This window comes from Pedobacter antarcticus (assembly GCF_900112985.1).
Classification (GTDB): domain Bacteria; phylum Bacteroidota; class Bacteroidia; order Sphingobacteriales; family Sphingobacteriaceae; genus Pedobacter; species Pedobacter antarcticus.
This window is the reverse complement of the sequence record NZ_FONS01000002.1, coordinates 91959-105431: the sequence shown is the minus strand read 5'-3', so window position 1 is coordinate 105431 and position 13473 is coordinate 91959. Positions and strand designations below refer to the sequence as shown.

Sequence of the window (13473 nt, the reverse complement as noted above, 5' to 3'; positions counted from 1 at the left end):
TCCGTTAAGGTTTAGCATATTTAATTATATAAAACCAGTTTGTTGTGTAGCGACAAAGCAGAAATTGTGATTTTTTTGAAAAAAAAGAAAGGCTGTCCAGAAGGGCAGCCTTTCTTTTTTAGATATAATTACCATTCAGGTACTATCTGAACGTGCCCTGAATAGGGTTTGTTTTAATGAACATCTACCGGTATTTCTACATTCTTTTTAAATTTCTGCAGATATAGCAGCGGGATCGAACATAATAACACTAGTCCTGCAACCCAGTAAGCGTCACTATAAGTTAGCAGCAGACTTTGTTTTGTTACCACACCTTCGACAGCTTTGGTCGCCATAATTTTGGCATCAAACATACTGTATCCTTTCGCCATGAAATTAGAGATATAAGCCTGGAAACGTTCTGTGAATGCAGGATTACTCTCATTGATATTCACCAAAAGGTTGTTTCGGTGAAAACCCTGACGGGTATGGATTAAAGTAGTCAGTGCAGCGATACCAAATGATCCACCCAGCTGACGCATCATATTATTTAAACCCGAACCCTGTCCGATTTCAGCTCCTTTTAAATCCTGAATAGCCAGAGTTGTCAAAGGAACAAAAAGCAGTGCCATTCCAACGCCACGGATAACCAGCGGCAGAAAGAAGTCGTTCGTACCCGAAGATAAGGTCGACTTGCTTAGCATGTCGCAGAACACAAAGAACAGGAACATACCTATGGTAGCCATAAACTGTGCAGGGATTCCCTTTTTAAGGAATATTCCGATAAAAGGCATCATCGCTATTGTACAAAGTCCGCCGGGGAAAAGTAATTCACCGGTTTGCAATGGCGAGAACCCTAACAGGTTCTGGCAGAATACCGGAAATACAAATACGGAGCCATATAAACCGAAACCAAGGATAAATGAAGTGAACATCCCGATGGAAAAACTTCGGTGACGCATGATCTTGAAGTTTACAATCGGGTGATCCGTAGTGAGTTCGCGCCATATGAAGAGCAATAAGCCAAATACTGACGCTACTGTCAGCGCAATAATATAGGGTGTGGCAAACCAGTCTTCACTTTCGCCTTTTTCAAGTACAGTTTGCAAACTACCGACTGCAACTGCAAGTAAACCAATGCCCCACCAATCTACAGGCTGCCCCTGACCATCTTTAGGGGTCGCTCGAATAAATGTATAGGTACAGTAGGCGGCGAGAATTCCGACGGGAATATTCACATAGAAAATCCAGGGCCAGGAGCTGATATCCAAAATATATCCACCAATTGTTGGCCCTACAGTAGGGCCGACAACAGCACCCAATCCAAAGAGCGCTGTAGCGATTCCGACATCTTCCCTTGGCCAGGTTTCCAGAAGGATAGCTTGTGCGGTAGAAATTAATCCACCTCCGGCAAGGCCCTGCAGCACTCTGAACAAGATCAGCTCTTCCAGTGAAGTTGCATTACCACAGAGGAATGAGACTATGGTAAATACTATAATTGATGTTAGGAAGTAATTTTTACGTCCAAATCTGCTCCCCAGCCAACCTGACATCGGCAGAACGATAACGTTAGCTACGGCATAACCTGTCGATAACCAGGCTACGTCCTCTAAGGTTGCTCCCAGGTTACCCTGAATTTGTGGTAAGGCTACGTTTACAATTGTCGTATCAATCAGCTCCAGTAATGAAGCGGTGATTACCGTAAACGTAATTATCCATTTTTTTAAACCTTGCTCGGCCATTTGATTTAGTCTTTTGTGGAAACGGAAACTTTAACGCTCATGCCCGGACGTAATTTGTCAAGCATTTCTTTAGTTGCCTTAATTTTGATTTTTACCGGGACACGCTGTACTACTTTTACGAAGTTACCAGTTGCATTATCTGGAGGAAGTAATGAGCCCTTAGCACCTGTAACGGGGGAGAAGTTATAAACTTCACCGTCTATTTTCTGGTCAGGATACCCATCTACTACAATGTCCACTTTAAGGCCTGTACGAATCTCTTCTAACTGCGTTTCTTTGAAATTTGCAGTTACATATAGACTGTTCTCATTGATAATAGAGAATAAAGATTGACCTGCCTGAACAAGCTGACCTTTCTGAATGCTTTTTTTAGAGACAAATCCTGTCGCTGGTGCTTTGATTTCGGTATATGAAAGCTGTAATTTCGCGAAATCTACCTCTGCCTGACGCTGTGTAACGCCATTACTGCTCACTTGTAACTGTGATTTGGTTGTCCCAACCTGTTTTAATGCAGCAGTATACTGATCTTGTGATGCATTAAAATTGGCCTGTGCAACGTCGCGTGTTGCTTTTGCCTGATCAAACTGTTGCTGGGTGATTGAACCGTCTTTTACCAGATTGGCGTAACGTTCATAATCTTTTTGCGCCTGCCATAATTTTACTTTAGCAGATTCAATATTCGCTTTGGCTGTACTTGTATTGGCCGAAGTTGCAACAATTTGAGATTCTGAAACACCTACGTTGGCATTTGCGCCCTGTTGTCCGGCCATAGCCTGTTCCAGTTTCACTTTGTAATCCCTGTCATCAAGGGTAACCAGTACCTGTCCCTCTTCTACACGGGTATATTCTTCGAATTTAATCTCATTCACATAACCTCCCACGCGCGCAACTACCGGACTGATGTCTCCATCGATCTGTGCATCGTCGGTATCTACGTGTTTACTGTAATACATGTACTCTTTTATGCCGAATATGGCGCCAATAACTATCAGCACAGCTAATATTATAGGAACAATTTTGCTTTTCTTTTTTGCCTCAATTGTTGGTTCCGTTGTCGATTCTGTTGTCATTACTCTAGATGATTATGATATTATTGAGAAATTTTTCCTGTTGATTTTAATAAAGTGTAGTAAGCTAATCCGGCATCTGCTTTAGCGATTTCCAGATTTATTTTAGCTTGGTAAAGCAATGTCTCTGCATCAATTCTGTCGATGGCAGAAGCGACATTATTTTTGTATTTGGATTCCAGCAAGCGGTCATTTTCTACGGCCTGGGCAATGGAGGTTTCCAGTATGCTGATTTTGTTAAGCGCAAGTTGGTAGCCCTGATAATTTCTATTTACTTCAGTTTTTACCTGATCAGACTCTATCTCTTTTTGGATCTGGATGTTTTTCTGCTGGATTCTGGATTCACTTACCTTGTTTTTATTCGTCCAGAGGCTTCCGATATTCCAGGATAATGTAGCACCCAAAGTAACGGGCATGATATACTGATTAACCGGTGGGATAAATTTACCGCTTGGATTAATATAGTATAGATTTGCGCCCACACCAACGGTAGGTAGTGTATTCGCCTTAACAGACTTAAGGTCTGATTCGGCAGCACGGTTACGCAGATCCAATTGTTGAAGTTCCTGTCTGCTGGACAATGCGCGATCCATATATGAGCTCAGGGAGGCAAGTTGCTGGCTGGTCAATTCCGGATTGCTGATTTCCAGTTCTGTATCTTCTGGTAAACCCAGAAGAATATCCAGGTTATAATTAACCACCTTGCGGTTACTTTCAATTTCCAGGTCGGTCAGGGTAATATTTGATTGTTGTAACTGGAACCTCAGCACATCGTTTTTGGTGACAATACCCTGCTCAAAGAAACGCTGAGCCTGTTTTAGCTGACTCGCAATAGAGGCCAGGTTCTGCGCAACAACTTTTTTGCTTTGCATCAGCTTATATAAAGAGAAATAAGTATCAATTACTGCATAACTCACTTCTTCCTTATTTCTATCGGCATCCAGCCCTGCAACCTCTGCCAGCAGACGTGTGCTTTCTCTCGCGTATTTTAATTTACCACCACCATAAACTAACTCTTGCACCGCTGCTGTTCCGATAAATGCATCGGCACGGTTGGGCAGTGTAAAAGGAGTCGCACCTCCAATTGATAATTTGTGTGTTGGAATTTCAGCATGATTGTACAGGAAACTTGCATCTGCTGTTGGCAGCGCATTGTCTTTAACGACCTCTAGTCTTGCTCTTGCTTCTTCTATTTTGTTTTGCGAGAGTTTAAGATTCTTGCTGTTTTCAATCCCCAGCTGAACAGCCTCTGGGAGTGTGATCTTTTTAAGATTTTGGGCATAAAGTATACCCGGCATTAAGAGCGCGAGGCAACTCAGTTTTAGCGTTCTGTTTATCATTGTTGGGGTGTTAAATACATGATTATTAATTCCTGCAGATGTTTGATTACTCTCTGGCTGATCAATTCTCTTTCTTCTGGTTTACTGATATCCAGAACACTGCATGGAATAAGTTTGGATGGAGTCAGGGCAACATGACTAATCGTACCCATAATGGTGGAAATGACCATCCGGGTATCTGTTTGCCGGAATTCTCCGGCATTTATACCCTCCTCTATAATCTCTTCGATTACCCGGAGGTTAGTTTTAATTGCTTCTTTAATTTTAGTAGATAGTTCAGGCCTTTGCTCCAGGGTGAGCTCTCTGTGCATGATCTTATGAAAAGCAATGCCAGAAAGAATCCTTCTGGTGTAACCTTCGATGATCCATAGCATTTTTTCTTTAGCAGTGACCGGCTCTGTTGCAATACGGATTAGTTCCGCATTGAAGCCTTTGATACGTTCACTCATAATTTCTAGAAACACACCTTCCTTCGAACCAAAATAGTAACTGATCATGGAGAGATTTGCGTCCGCTTCTTTACCAATGAGCCTGATTGAAGTCCCTTCATATCCCAGTTCCGAAAACAACCTTTCCGCCGCAGCTAAAATGCTGCTTCTTTTGTCTTGTTTTTCCATCGTTAATTTGATGGGGTCAAAACTAATCAATCGTTTGATTGGTTGAAAAGAATATCGTGTATTATGTAACGTATTTTACAGTGATCTGACAGTCAGCGATCAATAACCTGTTCCGGGGGCTAATAGGGAGCCCGGATGATTAAGCTGAGGCTTTTAAATTTAAAATAATTCAATACCTTTGAGCTATAAGTATATATTATCATGAACAACGACAACAAAAATAATTTTGACTGGGTTTATTACGTTTTAGGCCTGTTTTTTGGAATATTAACAGCTGCAATAATCTCTGGTAGCTTCGGATGGTCTATTTTAGGAGGTATCATCGGGTTTATACTCTCAGCGATATTCTTAAATACGCTGGTAAAAGACCGTAAGTACTAATTTACAGATTTATAAAAGGTTTTTTTGTATTTTGTGATACAAATTAAAGAAGAAATCCCATGAAGAAACTCCGTTTAATTGTAGCGCTGGCTGCAATCGGCTTTGCCGCAAATGCCCAGGAAGTAAAATTCCCACCATTGGATGGCAGCCCGGCTGACCTTGCTTATTTTCCAGTAAATGCTGCGAAAGTTAAAGCTGGTGATAATAGCACACCACAGATCAGGGTTATCTATTCAAGACCATCGGTTAAAGGCAGAAAAATATTTGGAGAGACTGTGCCTTTTGGTAAAGTTTGGAGAGCCGGAGCTAATGAATCAACTGAGATCAGATTTTATCAGCCCGTAACCATCGGAGGTAAAGCGGTTCCTGCAGGTTCTTATAGTTTATTTGTACTTCCTGAACAAGATAAATGGGTGTTTATTTTAAATAAACAAACGGATCGCTGGGGAGAATATACTTATGATCAGGCAAAAGATGTGGTTAGAGTAACTGTTCCGGTAGAACAACTTGCAACCCCTGTGGAAGCTCTGGCTATTACATTTTCACCAGATGCTAAAGGCGCTAAATTGCACCTGGCCTGGGATAAGCTTACCGCAACATTGCCGGTAACTATTCGTTAATTTAAAAAAACATCGGAATATAGAAGGCCCTGCGCAATATAAGCGCAGGGCCTTTATTATGATGTATGTATATTATTTTTGCGTTTCCTACGCATAAATCTGTCCAAATAGACCAGACCTAATAAAAGGTCGGCAAAAAGGAATGCCCGTAGTAAACCAGGACTTTGTATTTTGTTCAGGAATGAGAAATCCGGAGCTGTAAAAGCCAGATGGATTCCACTAATCTGCGTCTCTGTTTTAGTCAATGTAATCGCATAGATCAGTACAGCTACAATCATCAGGATAAAGAAGCCCCCAATGATCATAATTATTCTGTGGTCTACCCGTGTCTTCAGAGAAATCGGGGCCGGCTCAAGTTTCACTTTTTCCATCACATTCCTGGTAAAGGACATGGAGGGTTCTTCCAGTTCCATTTGTTTCAGCTCCAGATTAAGCGACTGAATTTCTATGAAAGCAGTTTTCCAGTCTTCTTGTGTCCGAACCAGGTTTTGAATCGCATGTTCTTCTGCGGCGGTGCAGTTGCCGTCCAGATAATTCCAGATTTGCTCTTCTATTGTGTTCATATCATCTCATTTACTTCGTCTTTCAATATACCCTGTAGTTTTTCTTTGAGCCTGATCCTGGCCCTATGCAGCTTAACCTTTATTGTATTCGCGGTCATATTCATGGTCTGTCCGATCTCGTCGAGACTTTGTTCCCCCTGATAAAAAAGTGTGACTATCATATTATCGTCAGGTGACAGCAGACTAATCGCCTTGTTCAGATAATGATAACCGGATTGCTTTTCCATTGATCCGTTAGCAGTGTAGGACGAAATATGATTTTCCAGTTGTATAAAACCACCATCCTCATCAATAGACTGGGTATCCAGTTTTTTCTTGCGCAGATAGGTCATGGCGGTTGTATAGGTAATGGAATACAACCACGTGGAAAATTTGGAGTCCTGTTTAAAGGTCCCCAGTGCGCGGTATGCTTTTACAAAACAGTCTTGTGCTACTTCTTCCGCTTCTTCTCTGTTTTTTGTAAAGCGCATAGCCAGCGTAAATACATACCGCTGATGTCTGCCTACCAATTCTGTATAACGGCCTGTCTGACCGTTAAGTATGGCTGCAATTATCACGGAATCTGTTTCTGGCTGTAGCATCTGTAAACTAAGACGCAGGCATTAGCAGGTAGGTTACAGGCATATCGAAATTATTAATGTGCGGTTAAGAGCCAGAAGTTTGCCGTCTCTTCAAAAAGAAAGATCCCAGTATGACACGGTACTAATCAAGATAATACAGTTATCTATATTAAAAAAAACCTTTCTTCTAAAAAAGAAGATTCTTTAGAAGAAGGTGTAACCTGTTTGATTTTGATGTGGTCATAGTTCACAAATACAGCAATACACAATTTAAACATAAAAGATATGGAATATCTAGTCCCAATTACCCTGTTTATTACAGGCTTCGCAATGATTTTTGGAATACGCTATTTAGTTAATAAAGAAAAAATGGCCATGATCGAACGCGGCATTAACCCAAAAGATGGGCAATCAGCACCAAAACCGTTCATTAGTCTTAAATTTGGGCTACTATTGGTTGGCCTCGGGTTGGGTATCCTAATTGCCTTGTTTACCACTATTATAACCAAAATAACTGAAGAACAGTCTGTTGCTGTTTATTTCGGTTGCATTGGCATCTTTGGCGGTGTTGGCCTGATCATTTCCTACTGGATCGAAAAACAGTGGCTTGAAAAGCGAGGTGAATTTTAAGTACCTTAATTCAGAGCCAGTTATTAAGATTAGCCTTGTTTGGTTAAGATAGCGACAGTAAGCCTGCTGATGCAGGTCATTTTGCCGCGGTCATCGAAGATACGAATGTCCCAGACATGTGTTTTAGCACCCCGGTGAATAACTGAACAGATGCCGGTGACGCTGCCACTTTTCACAGAACGGAGGTGGTTGGCATTTATTTCAAGTCCTACTGCCTGGTACTTATCGGGATCTATACACATATAAGACGCTATGCTTCCCAATGTTTCGGCCAGAACAACAGACGCACCTCCATGCAGGATCCCTGCGGGTTGGTGCGTTCGTTCGTCAACGGGCATAGTTGCTGTCAGCGTGTCCGGCGTCAATGCTGTAAACCGGATATCCAGTAGTCCACCCAGATGATTTTTAGGCCTGTCATTCAGCTCTTCAACTGTGAAATCTTTAAACCAGATCATAAGTATCTTTCTTTTAGAATTTGAGAATGGTGTGCAACATGTCCGGCTAAGACATGCAGAATAGCCCTTACTGAAATCTGCCTGCCGGATGCAGACCCGATGCGGTCCAGTTCCTGTTCATTAAGAGACCGGAAAAGATAAAGGTTTGCTTTTCGTAACAGGGCAAACTCTTCACCCAGACTTTGCAAAGTCCTTTCCTTGAATCTTGCATTTTTTACATAATCATCTTCTTCGAAACCAGGAAGTGCAGCTTTTTCTGCCCTTGCAAAAGCCGTAAGTCTGTAAACCAGAATTCTTTCCGTATCAATAACGTGTCCCGCCATCTCTTTAACGGTCCATTTGCCTGGAGCATAAGCATAGTCTGCAAGTTCCTGCATGCTTTCCAGTTGTTCGGGCCAGATTTCTGCCTGTTGTACTAAAAGCTCAATTAGGTCTCCCTGTACATGTTTAATATAGTTTAGTGCCCATTCCGGGCATTCTTCAGGTTGAGGTCGGTTCATAGGTTATGCTACTTTTAAGGATAATACGAAATGTTGTACCTTTTCCAAGTTCTGATTCTTTTACATATATCTGTCCACTGTGGTAATTCTCAACAATACGTCTGGTGAGGGAAAGACCTAGTCCCCAGCCTCTTTTCCGGGTCGTGTAACCAGGTTGGAAGACAGTATCAAATTTAGATCTCGGAATTCCTTTTCCACTATCAGTGACATCAATAAATACTTCTTCTTTGGCCAGGTGTTCAATGATATTGATTGTTATTGAGCCTTCATTTTCAATTGCATTTGCTGCATTCTTCAGTAAGTTTTCTATTACCCAGTCAAATAACGGTACATTGAGTAATGCGCGTACCTGATCGTCCCCGGTAATCTTAAAGATCACTTTGTCTGAGGTCCGCAGCTGGAAATACTGAATAAAATTGCTAATTACAGTATAGACCACATGATCTTCAAGTACAGGCTTGGAGCCAATCTTTGAAAAACGGTCTGTTATGACTTCCAGTCTTTTGATGTCATTCTCCATTTCGGCAATCAGCGGATCATCTTCAGCATCGAAACGGGATTTCATCAGTTCCACCCAGGCCATCAGTGATGAGATTGGCGTGCCGAGCTGATGTGCAGTTTCCTTCGCCATTCCCACCCAAACCTGATCTTGCTCCGACCGTCTGGCCGAACTGAACGCGACATAGGCTGTCAGCAGAAACAAGGCAATTACGCCAAGCTGTATAAACGGGAAGTAGCGAAGTTGTGTGAGGATAAAAGAATCCTTATGGTAAATGTGCCAGATCGTACCATCCAGACCGATTATGGGTGTGCCAGGATGCTGTTCCTTCATTTTATGAAGTTCGCGCTCGAAATAGGCAGGGTCATAGGTCTTTTTATCCTGCTTCTCGACGTCATAATTCGTTTTTGTAGAATCCAGTCCCTGATAAGAGTTAATTACCCCGTAACCGTCGGTCATGATAACAGGAAGTTTGGTGTTTTTCATGATGGTCTCAATGACATCATTGAAGCGCTCATCATCGTACATGACCAGTGATTGTTCGGTTACCTTAACGTAAAGCTGAAAAGAGACTTTTTCCTCTCTTTCCATTTTCTTGACGAAGAAATCCGTGTAAATCACAGAAGCCGTCCCGATGACAATGGCGAAGAAAAGCAGAAAGAACTTCCAGCGCCGTTTTTTTTCGTATGGATTCATAAATATAGAGGCAAAATACTAATTCGCATTCAAAAAGACACCAATAGAACGGTTAGCGTTTAAAAAATATATCTTTGTAATCATTGTTATGGAAAAGAAAGTAAGAGTAAGATTTGCTCCCAGTCCGACAGGGGGCCTTCATTTAGGAGGTGTACGCACCGCTTTATTTAATTATCTGTTTGCTAAGCAACACCAGGGAACTTTTATTTTAAGAGTAGAAGATACAGACCAGACCCGGTTTGTAGCGGGAGCAGAAGAGTATATACAATCCTGCCTGAACTGGTGTGGAATTCACCCGGATGAGAGCCCTGAAAAGGAAGGCGCATTCGGACCTTACCGTCAGAGTGAGCGTAAATCTACTTACAGACCTTATGCCGAACAACTAGTCGCAGACGGCTTTGCATATTATGCATTTGATACCCCGGAAGAGCTCGACGCCAAACGTAAGGAAGTGCCAAATTTCCTTTATGGACGAGCAACCAGAATGGGAATGCGTAACTCACTGACATTACCTGAGGCAGAAGTGGAAAGATTACTGGCAGCACAGACTGCGCATGTAATCCGAATTAAAATGCCGGAAGATGAAACCGTAACTTTTAATGACATGATTCGCGGGCTGGTGTCCTTTGATACGAACCTGGTAGATGATAAAGTATTGCTAAAGGCAGATGGGATGCCAACTTATCACCTGGCTGTAGTTGCAGATGATAGGGCTATGCAGATTTCACATATTTTCAGGGGAGAAGAATGGCTCCCGTCTGCACCGATCCATATCCTTTTATGGAGATATTTGGGTTGGGAAGACGAAATGCCGCAATGGGCGCATTTACCACTTATCCTTAAACCAGATGGGAACGGTAAGCTGAGCAAGCGCGATGGAGACCGTCTTGGTTTTCCTGTCTATGCACAAAATTGGCAGGATCCAAAAACGGGAGATATTACACAGGGATTCCGCGAACTGGGTTTCTTACCAGGGGCTTTTGTGAACTTGCTGGCCATGCTTGGCTGGAATGATGGAACGGATCAGGAGATTTTTAACCTGGATGAACTGATTGCTAAATTCTCTGTGGAACGGATTAGCAAAGCGGGAGCTAAGTTTGATTTCGAAAAAGCAAAATGGTATAATCAGGAATGGATTAAACATACAGAGGCTGCTGACTTGCTGTTGCTGGTAAAAGAACAACTGGCTATAAAAGGAATTGTCGCTGAAAATGATACACAACTGGAAACAGTAATCACCCTGATTAAGGATCGTTGTACCTTATTGACAGATTTTAGTACACAGGCAGGGTATTTCTTCGTTAAACCGGAGAAGTATGATCTTGCTGCGGTACAGCCTAAATGGACGGCAGAAAAAGCCGGTTTTTTCAGGAGCTGGATCAGTCAGATGTCAGCACAACCAGTTGCTACAGAACTGGAAACACAGTTTAAAGATCTTGCGGCAGCCAGTGGACTAAAACCAGGAGAGCTGATGCTGCCTTTGCGGATTATGCTGGTTGGTGGTAAATTCGGACCCGGTGTCTTTGATATTGCGGTATTACTAGGAACAACCGAGACTAGTGCACGCATTGAGGCTGCATTGGAACAACTGGGATAATAAACAGAAAAGATTAATCACGATTTTCAGGATATTAACCAGAAAATCGTGATTGGTATAGATATTGAGGCTTTTTTTGTTTACAGCAAACACGCTAAAATATTATATTAATTTCTATGAAATGGTTCGGTAAAGGAAGTGATAATGTTGAAGATGCCAGAGGACTTTCCGGAGGCGGGAAGGCAATCGGAGGAGGTCTGGGCCTCATTGTCATTGTAATCGGATTGTTCTTCGGAACAGATCTCAGCGAATTGGTTTCTCAATTACCTGTCGCTAATACCGAACAGGCAGAAGTTAAAAAAGGATCTGCAGCGGCGCCAGGGCTGGAATTTGTTTCCGGTGTCCTGGAGTCAACTGAACAAGTCTGGACCGCACAATTTCAAGAAATGGGTAAAACCTATGAATTGCCGGTTCTTCGGGTTTTCGAAGGATCTGAACAAAGTGCATGTGGTTTTGCAGATGCCGCAGTAGGCCCGTTCTATTGCCCGGCAGATCATAAAGTATATATAGACCTTGGATTTTATAATGACTTGAAAGAGCGTTTCGGCGCTGCAGGTGACTTTGCGCAGGCATATGTAATTGCCCATGAAGTAGGGCATCACGTTCAAAACCTGCTGGGTATCTCTGATCAGCTGCAACGTGCCAGGGGCAGGCTTTCCGAAAAAGAATACAATAAACTTTCTGTTAAACTTGAGCTTCAGGCAGACTTCTTTGCCGGATTATGGGCAAATCATGCGCAGAATCTCAAAGATTTCAGGTTAGAAGAAGGTGATATTGAAGAAGCCCTGACCGCAGCGAATGCGATAGGAGATGACCAGCTTCAAAAACAATCCAGAGGTGAGGTGGTTCCCGATGCATTTACGCATGGTACGTCTGCCCAGCGGATGTACTGGTTTAAGAAAGGGTTTGACACTGGCGATATAAATCAGGGCGATACATTCAATGATGCCAGTTTGCGCTGACGGCAGGCGCTGATACGTGCAAATTTAATTTGCAGACGTTTCCTCTAAATCTTTTATAAATTAGCAAAATCTATTGCTGGAAAAACCAGTTTAATTAAATTAATTATTACTCTTTATTTTTAATAATGATCCTGATAGTAGACGATACACCAGAGAATTTAATCTCTTTAAAAAAAGTTCTGGAAAGACATCATTTTGAAGTAGATACGGCATCTTCCGGTGAAGAAGCCTTGAAAAAAGTTCTCAAAAAAGCCTACGTACTGATCATTCTCGATGTCCAGATGCCTGGTATGGATGGTTTTGAGGTAGCAGAGGCTATTTCGGGGTTTAGTAAAGCTAAAGAAACAGCAATCATCTTCCTGAGTGCGGCAAATACAGAACTGAACTTCATTACTAAAGGGTATTCTTCCGGAGGTCTCGATTACATTACTAAGCCGGTCGATATCAATATTTTACTGCTTAAGGTTAAGACTTTTTATCAAATCTACGAACAAAGCAGAAAATTGATAGAGGTTCAGAAAAACCTGCTTGAGGAAATCGAGTTCAGAAAACAGGCCGAAAGAAAAAAAGACGAATTCATTAGTATTGCCAGTCATGAGCTGAAGACTCCTTTGACCAGTGTCAAGGGCTATGTCCAGCTACTGGAAAGAAGTATAGACAAAGGCGATATTCCTACCGTAAAGAAACACCTCAAGAAAGCCCAGCTGCAATTGGACAAGCTAAATGAGCTTATTGCAGACCTATTGGATATCTCCAAAATAGAAAGCGGCAAATTGAAGTTTAATAAGAAATATTTCAATCTTAATGATCTGCTGGACAGTATTATTGAAGTCATGCATCAATCTAGTCCGGACTTTAAAATCATTAAAAATGGTCATCTCGACCGGGAGATCTTTGCTGATGAGATGCGGATAGAGCAGGTTATAGTCAATTTCCTGACTAACGCGATTAAGTATGCACCTGGTACTAGCGAGGTTCATTTGAATGTCGAAGCTCAGGAAGATACCTTACGTATTGCAGTGAGGGATTTTGGTATAGGTATAGATGCAGATCAGCAGCGTAGTGTTTTCGAAAAGTTCTACCGTGTAGAAGAAACAGCCATTCACTTCCAGGGACTGGGTATAGGTTTATATATTTCCGCAGAGATTATCCGCAGGCATGGCGGGCAGGTCGGCGTAGTGAGTGAGCTAGGTCAAGGATCAGAGTTTTATTTTAATATTCCGTTTATTTCACCCGTTGAAGCAGATTAGATCAGGATATGAGCA

At 42.1% G+C, this 13473-nt stretch carries 15 protein-coding genes; 6 read left to right on the top strand and 9 right to left on the bottom strand.

The genetic code is table 11. The features are described 5' to 3' along the window. Nucleotides 1-173 precede the first annotated feature (173 nt). The 4 genes from BM192_RS05500 to BM192_RS05485 are packed head-to-tail and all read right to left on the bottom strand — an operon-like array spanning nucleotide 174 to nucleotide 4745. Entirely contained in the window at nucleotides 174-1721 is a 1548-nt protein-coding gene (locus tag BM192_RS05500; RefSeq protein ID WP_037441241.1) for a DHA2 family efflux MFS transporter permease subunit, read from the bottom strand. A gap of 5 nt (nucleotides 1722-1726) precedes the next feature. Next, the gene (locus BM192_RS05495; RefSeq protein ID WP_037441244.1) at nucleotides 1727-2791 is read right to left on the bottom strand and encodes an HlyD family secretion protein; all 1065 of its coding nucleotides are present in this window, start codon (nucleotides 2789-2791) and stop codon (nucleotides 1727-1729) included. A gap of 20 nt (nucleotides 2792-2811) precedes the next feature. Further along, nucleotides 2812-4128: a TolC family protein gene (locus BM192_RS05490; RefSeq protein WP_037441246.1), complete on the bottom strand. Its 1317-nt coding sequence runs from the start codon at nucleotides 4126-4128 to the stop codon at nucleotides 2812-2814. Further along, entirely contained in the window at nucleotides 4125-4745 is a 621-nt protein-coding gene (locus BM192_RS05485) for a TetR/AcrR family transcriptional regulator (RefSeq protein ID WP_037441249.1), read from the bottom strand. Before BM192_RS05485 ends, BM192_RS05490 begins: the two co-directional genes overlap by 4 nt. A 201-nt stretch (nucleotides 4746-4946) precedes the next feature. On the opposite strand from BM192_RS05485, the gene BM192_RS05480 reads away from it, so the two are divergent. After that, on the top strand, nucleotides 4947-5126 hold the full coding sequence (locus tag BM192_RS05480; protein ID WP_234797509.1) for a hypothetical protein: 180 nt from the start codon (nucleotides 4947-4949) through the stop codon (nucleotides 5124-5126). A 59-nt stretch (nucleotides 5127-5185) separates the two neighbouring features. Further along, complete coding sequence (locus BM192_RS05475) at nucleotides 5186-5746, top strand: DUF2911 domain-containing protein (protein ID WP_037441253.1); 561 nt, start codon at nucleotides 5186-5188, stop codon at nucleotides 5744-5746. 56 nt (nucleotides 5747-5802) lie between these two features. Here BM192_RS05475 and BM192_RS05470 read toward each other — a convergent pair whose 3' ends face one another. Further along, on the bottom strand, nucleotides 5803-6309 hold the full coding sequence (locus tag BM192_RS05470) for a hypothetical protein (RefSeq protein ID WP_037441255.1): 507 nt from the start codon (nucleotides 6307-6309) through the stop codon (nucleotides 5803-5805). Beyond that, nucleotides 6306-6890, bottom strand: coding sequence for an RNA polymerase sigma factor (locus BM192_RS05465; RefSeq protein WP_051759909.1), 585 nt, complete (start codon nucleotides 6888-6890; stop codon nucleotides 6306-6308). Before BM192_RS05465 ends, BM192_RS05470 begins: the two co-directional genes overlap by 4 nt. Nucleotides 6891-7154: 264 nt before the next feature. Between BM192_RS05465 and BM192_RS05460 the strand changes: the two genes are divergently transcribed. Further along, a complete protein-coding gene (locus tag BM192_RS05460) occupies nucleotides 7155-7499 on the top strand; it encodes a DUF6249 domain-containing protein (protein ID WP_037441257.1) in 345 nt (114 codons plus the stop codon). Nucleotides 7500-7528: 29 nt separating this feature from the next. On the opposite strand, the gene BM192_RS05455 is transcribed toward BM192_RS05460, so the two are convergent. Genes BM192_RS05455 through BM192_RS05445 form a run of 3 tightly spaced genes read right to left on the bottom strand, consistent with a single transcriptional unit; the run spans nucleotide 7529 to nucleotide 9649 of the window. Continuing rightward, entirely contained in the window at nucleotides 7529-7954 is a 426-nt protein-coding gene (locus tag BM192_RS05455) for a hotdog fold thioesterase (protein ID WP_037441260.1), read from the bottom strand. Further along, on the bottom strand, nucleotides 7951-8454 hold the full coding sequence (locus tag BM192_RS05450) for a DinB family protein (protein WP_037441262.1): 504 nt from the start codon (nucleotides 8452-8454) through the stop codon (nucleotides 7951-7953). Before BM192_RS05450 ends, BM192_RS05455 begins: the two co-directional genes overlap by 4 nt. Beyond that, on the bottom strand, nucleotides 8435-9649 hold the full coding sequence (locus BM192_RS05445; RefSeq protein ID WP_037441264.1) for a sensor histidine kinase: 1215 nt from the start codon (nucleotides 9647-9649) through the stop codon (nucleotides 8435-8437). Before BM192_RS05445 ends, BM192_RS05450 begins: the two co-directional genes overlap by 20 nt. 88 nt (nucleotides 9650-9737) lie before the next feature. Here BM192_RS05445 and gltX point away from each other — a divergent pair, with 88 nt between their 5' ends. The 3 genes from gltX to BM192_RS05430 all read left to right on the top strand — a co-directional run bounded on the left by gltX (nucleotide 9738) and on the right by BM192_RS05430 (nucleotide 13458). Further along, entirely contained in the window at nucleotides 9738-11246 is a 1509-nt protein-coding gene (gltX, locus tag BM192_RS05440; RefSeq protein ID WP_037441265.1) for a glutamate--tRNA ligase, read from the top strand. Nucleotides 11247-11362: 116 nt separating this feature from the next. Continuing rightward, nucleotides 11363-12208 carry a KPN_02809 family neutral zinc metallopeptidase gene (gene ypfJ / locus BM192_RS05435; RefSeq protein ID WP_037441269.1) on the top strand — a complete coding sequence of 282 codons (846 nt, stop codon included), beginning with the start codon at nucleotides 11363-11365 and terminating at the stop codon, nucleotides 12206-12208. A gap of 125 nt (nucleotides 12209-12333) precedes the next feature. After that, entirely contained in the window at nucleotides 12334-13458 is a 1125-nt protein-coding gene (locus tag BM192_RS05430; protein WP_074590789.1) for a hybrid sensor histidine kinase/response regulator, read from the top strand. The last annotated feature ends 15 nt before the right edge of the window (nucleotides 13459-13473 follow it).

Coding starts and splice junctions, on each gene's coding strand:
- BM192_RS05480 (WP_234797509.1), top strand. CDS start 4,947: ATGAACAACGACAACAAAAATAATTTTGACTGGGTTTATTACGTTTTA.
- BM192_RS05490 (WP_037441246.1), bottom strand. CDS start 4,128: ATGATAAACAGAACGCTAAAACTGAGTTGCCTCGCGCTCTTAATGCCG.
- BM192_RS05445 (WP_037441264.1), bottom strand. CDS start 9,649: ATGAATCCATACGAAAAAAAACGGCGCTGGAAGTTCTTTCTGCTTTTC.
- BM192_RS05500 (WP_037441241.1), bottom strand. CDS start 1,721: ATGGCCGAGCAAGGTTTAAAAAAATGGATAATTACGTTTACGGTAATC.
- BM192_RS05495 (WP_037441244.1), bottom strand. CDS start 2,791: ATGACAACAGAATCGACAACGGAACCAACAATTGAGGCAAAAAAGAAA.
- gltX (WP_037441265.1), top strand. CDS start 9,738: ATGGAAAAGAAAGTAAGAGTAAGATTTGCTCCCAGTCCGACAGGGGGC.
- BM192_RS05485 (WP_037441249.1), bottom strand. CDS start 4,745: ATGGAAAAACAAGACAAAAGAAGCAGCATTTTAGCTGCGGCGGAAAGG.
- BM192_RS05470 (WP_037441255.1), bottom strand. CDS start 6,309: ATGAACACAATAGAAGAGCAAATCTGGAATTATCTGGACGGCAACTGC.
- ypfJ (WP_037441269.1), top strand. CDS start 11,363: ATGAAATGGTTCGGTAAAGGAAGTGATAATGTTGAAGATGCCAGAGGA.
- BM192_RS05455 (WP_037441260.1), bottom strand. CDS start 7,954: ATGATCTGGTTTAAAGATTTCACAGTTGAAGAGCTGAATGACAGGCCT.
- BM192_RS05450 (WP_037441262.1), bottom strand. CDS start 8,454: ATGAACCGACCTCAACCTGAAGAATGCCCGGAATGGGCACTAAACTAT.
- BM192_RS05460 (WP_037441257.1), top strand. CDS start 7,155: ATGGAATATCTAGTCCCAATTACCCTGTTTATTACAGGCTTCGCAATG.
- BM192_RS05465 (WP_051759909.1), bottom strand. CDS start 6,890: ATGCTACAGCCAGAAACAGATTCCGTGATAATTGCAGCCATACTTAAC.
- BM192_RS05475 (WP_037441253.1), top strand. CDS start 5,186: ATGAAGAAACTCCGTTTAATTGTAGCGCTGGCTGCAATCGGCTTTGCC.
- BM192_RS05430 (WP_074590789.1), top strand. CDS start 12,334: ATGATCCTGATAGTAGACGATACACCAGAGAATTTAATCTCTTTAAAA.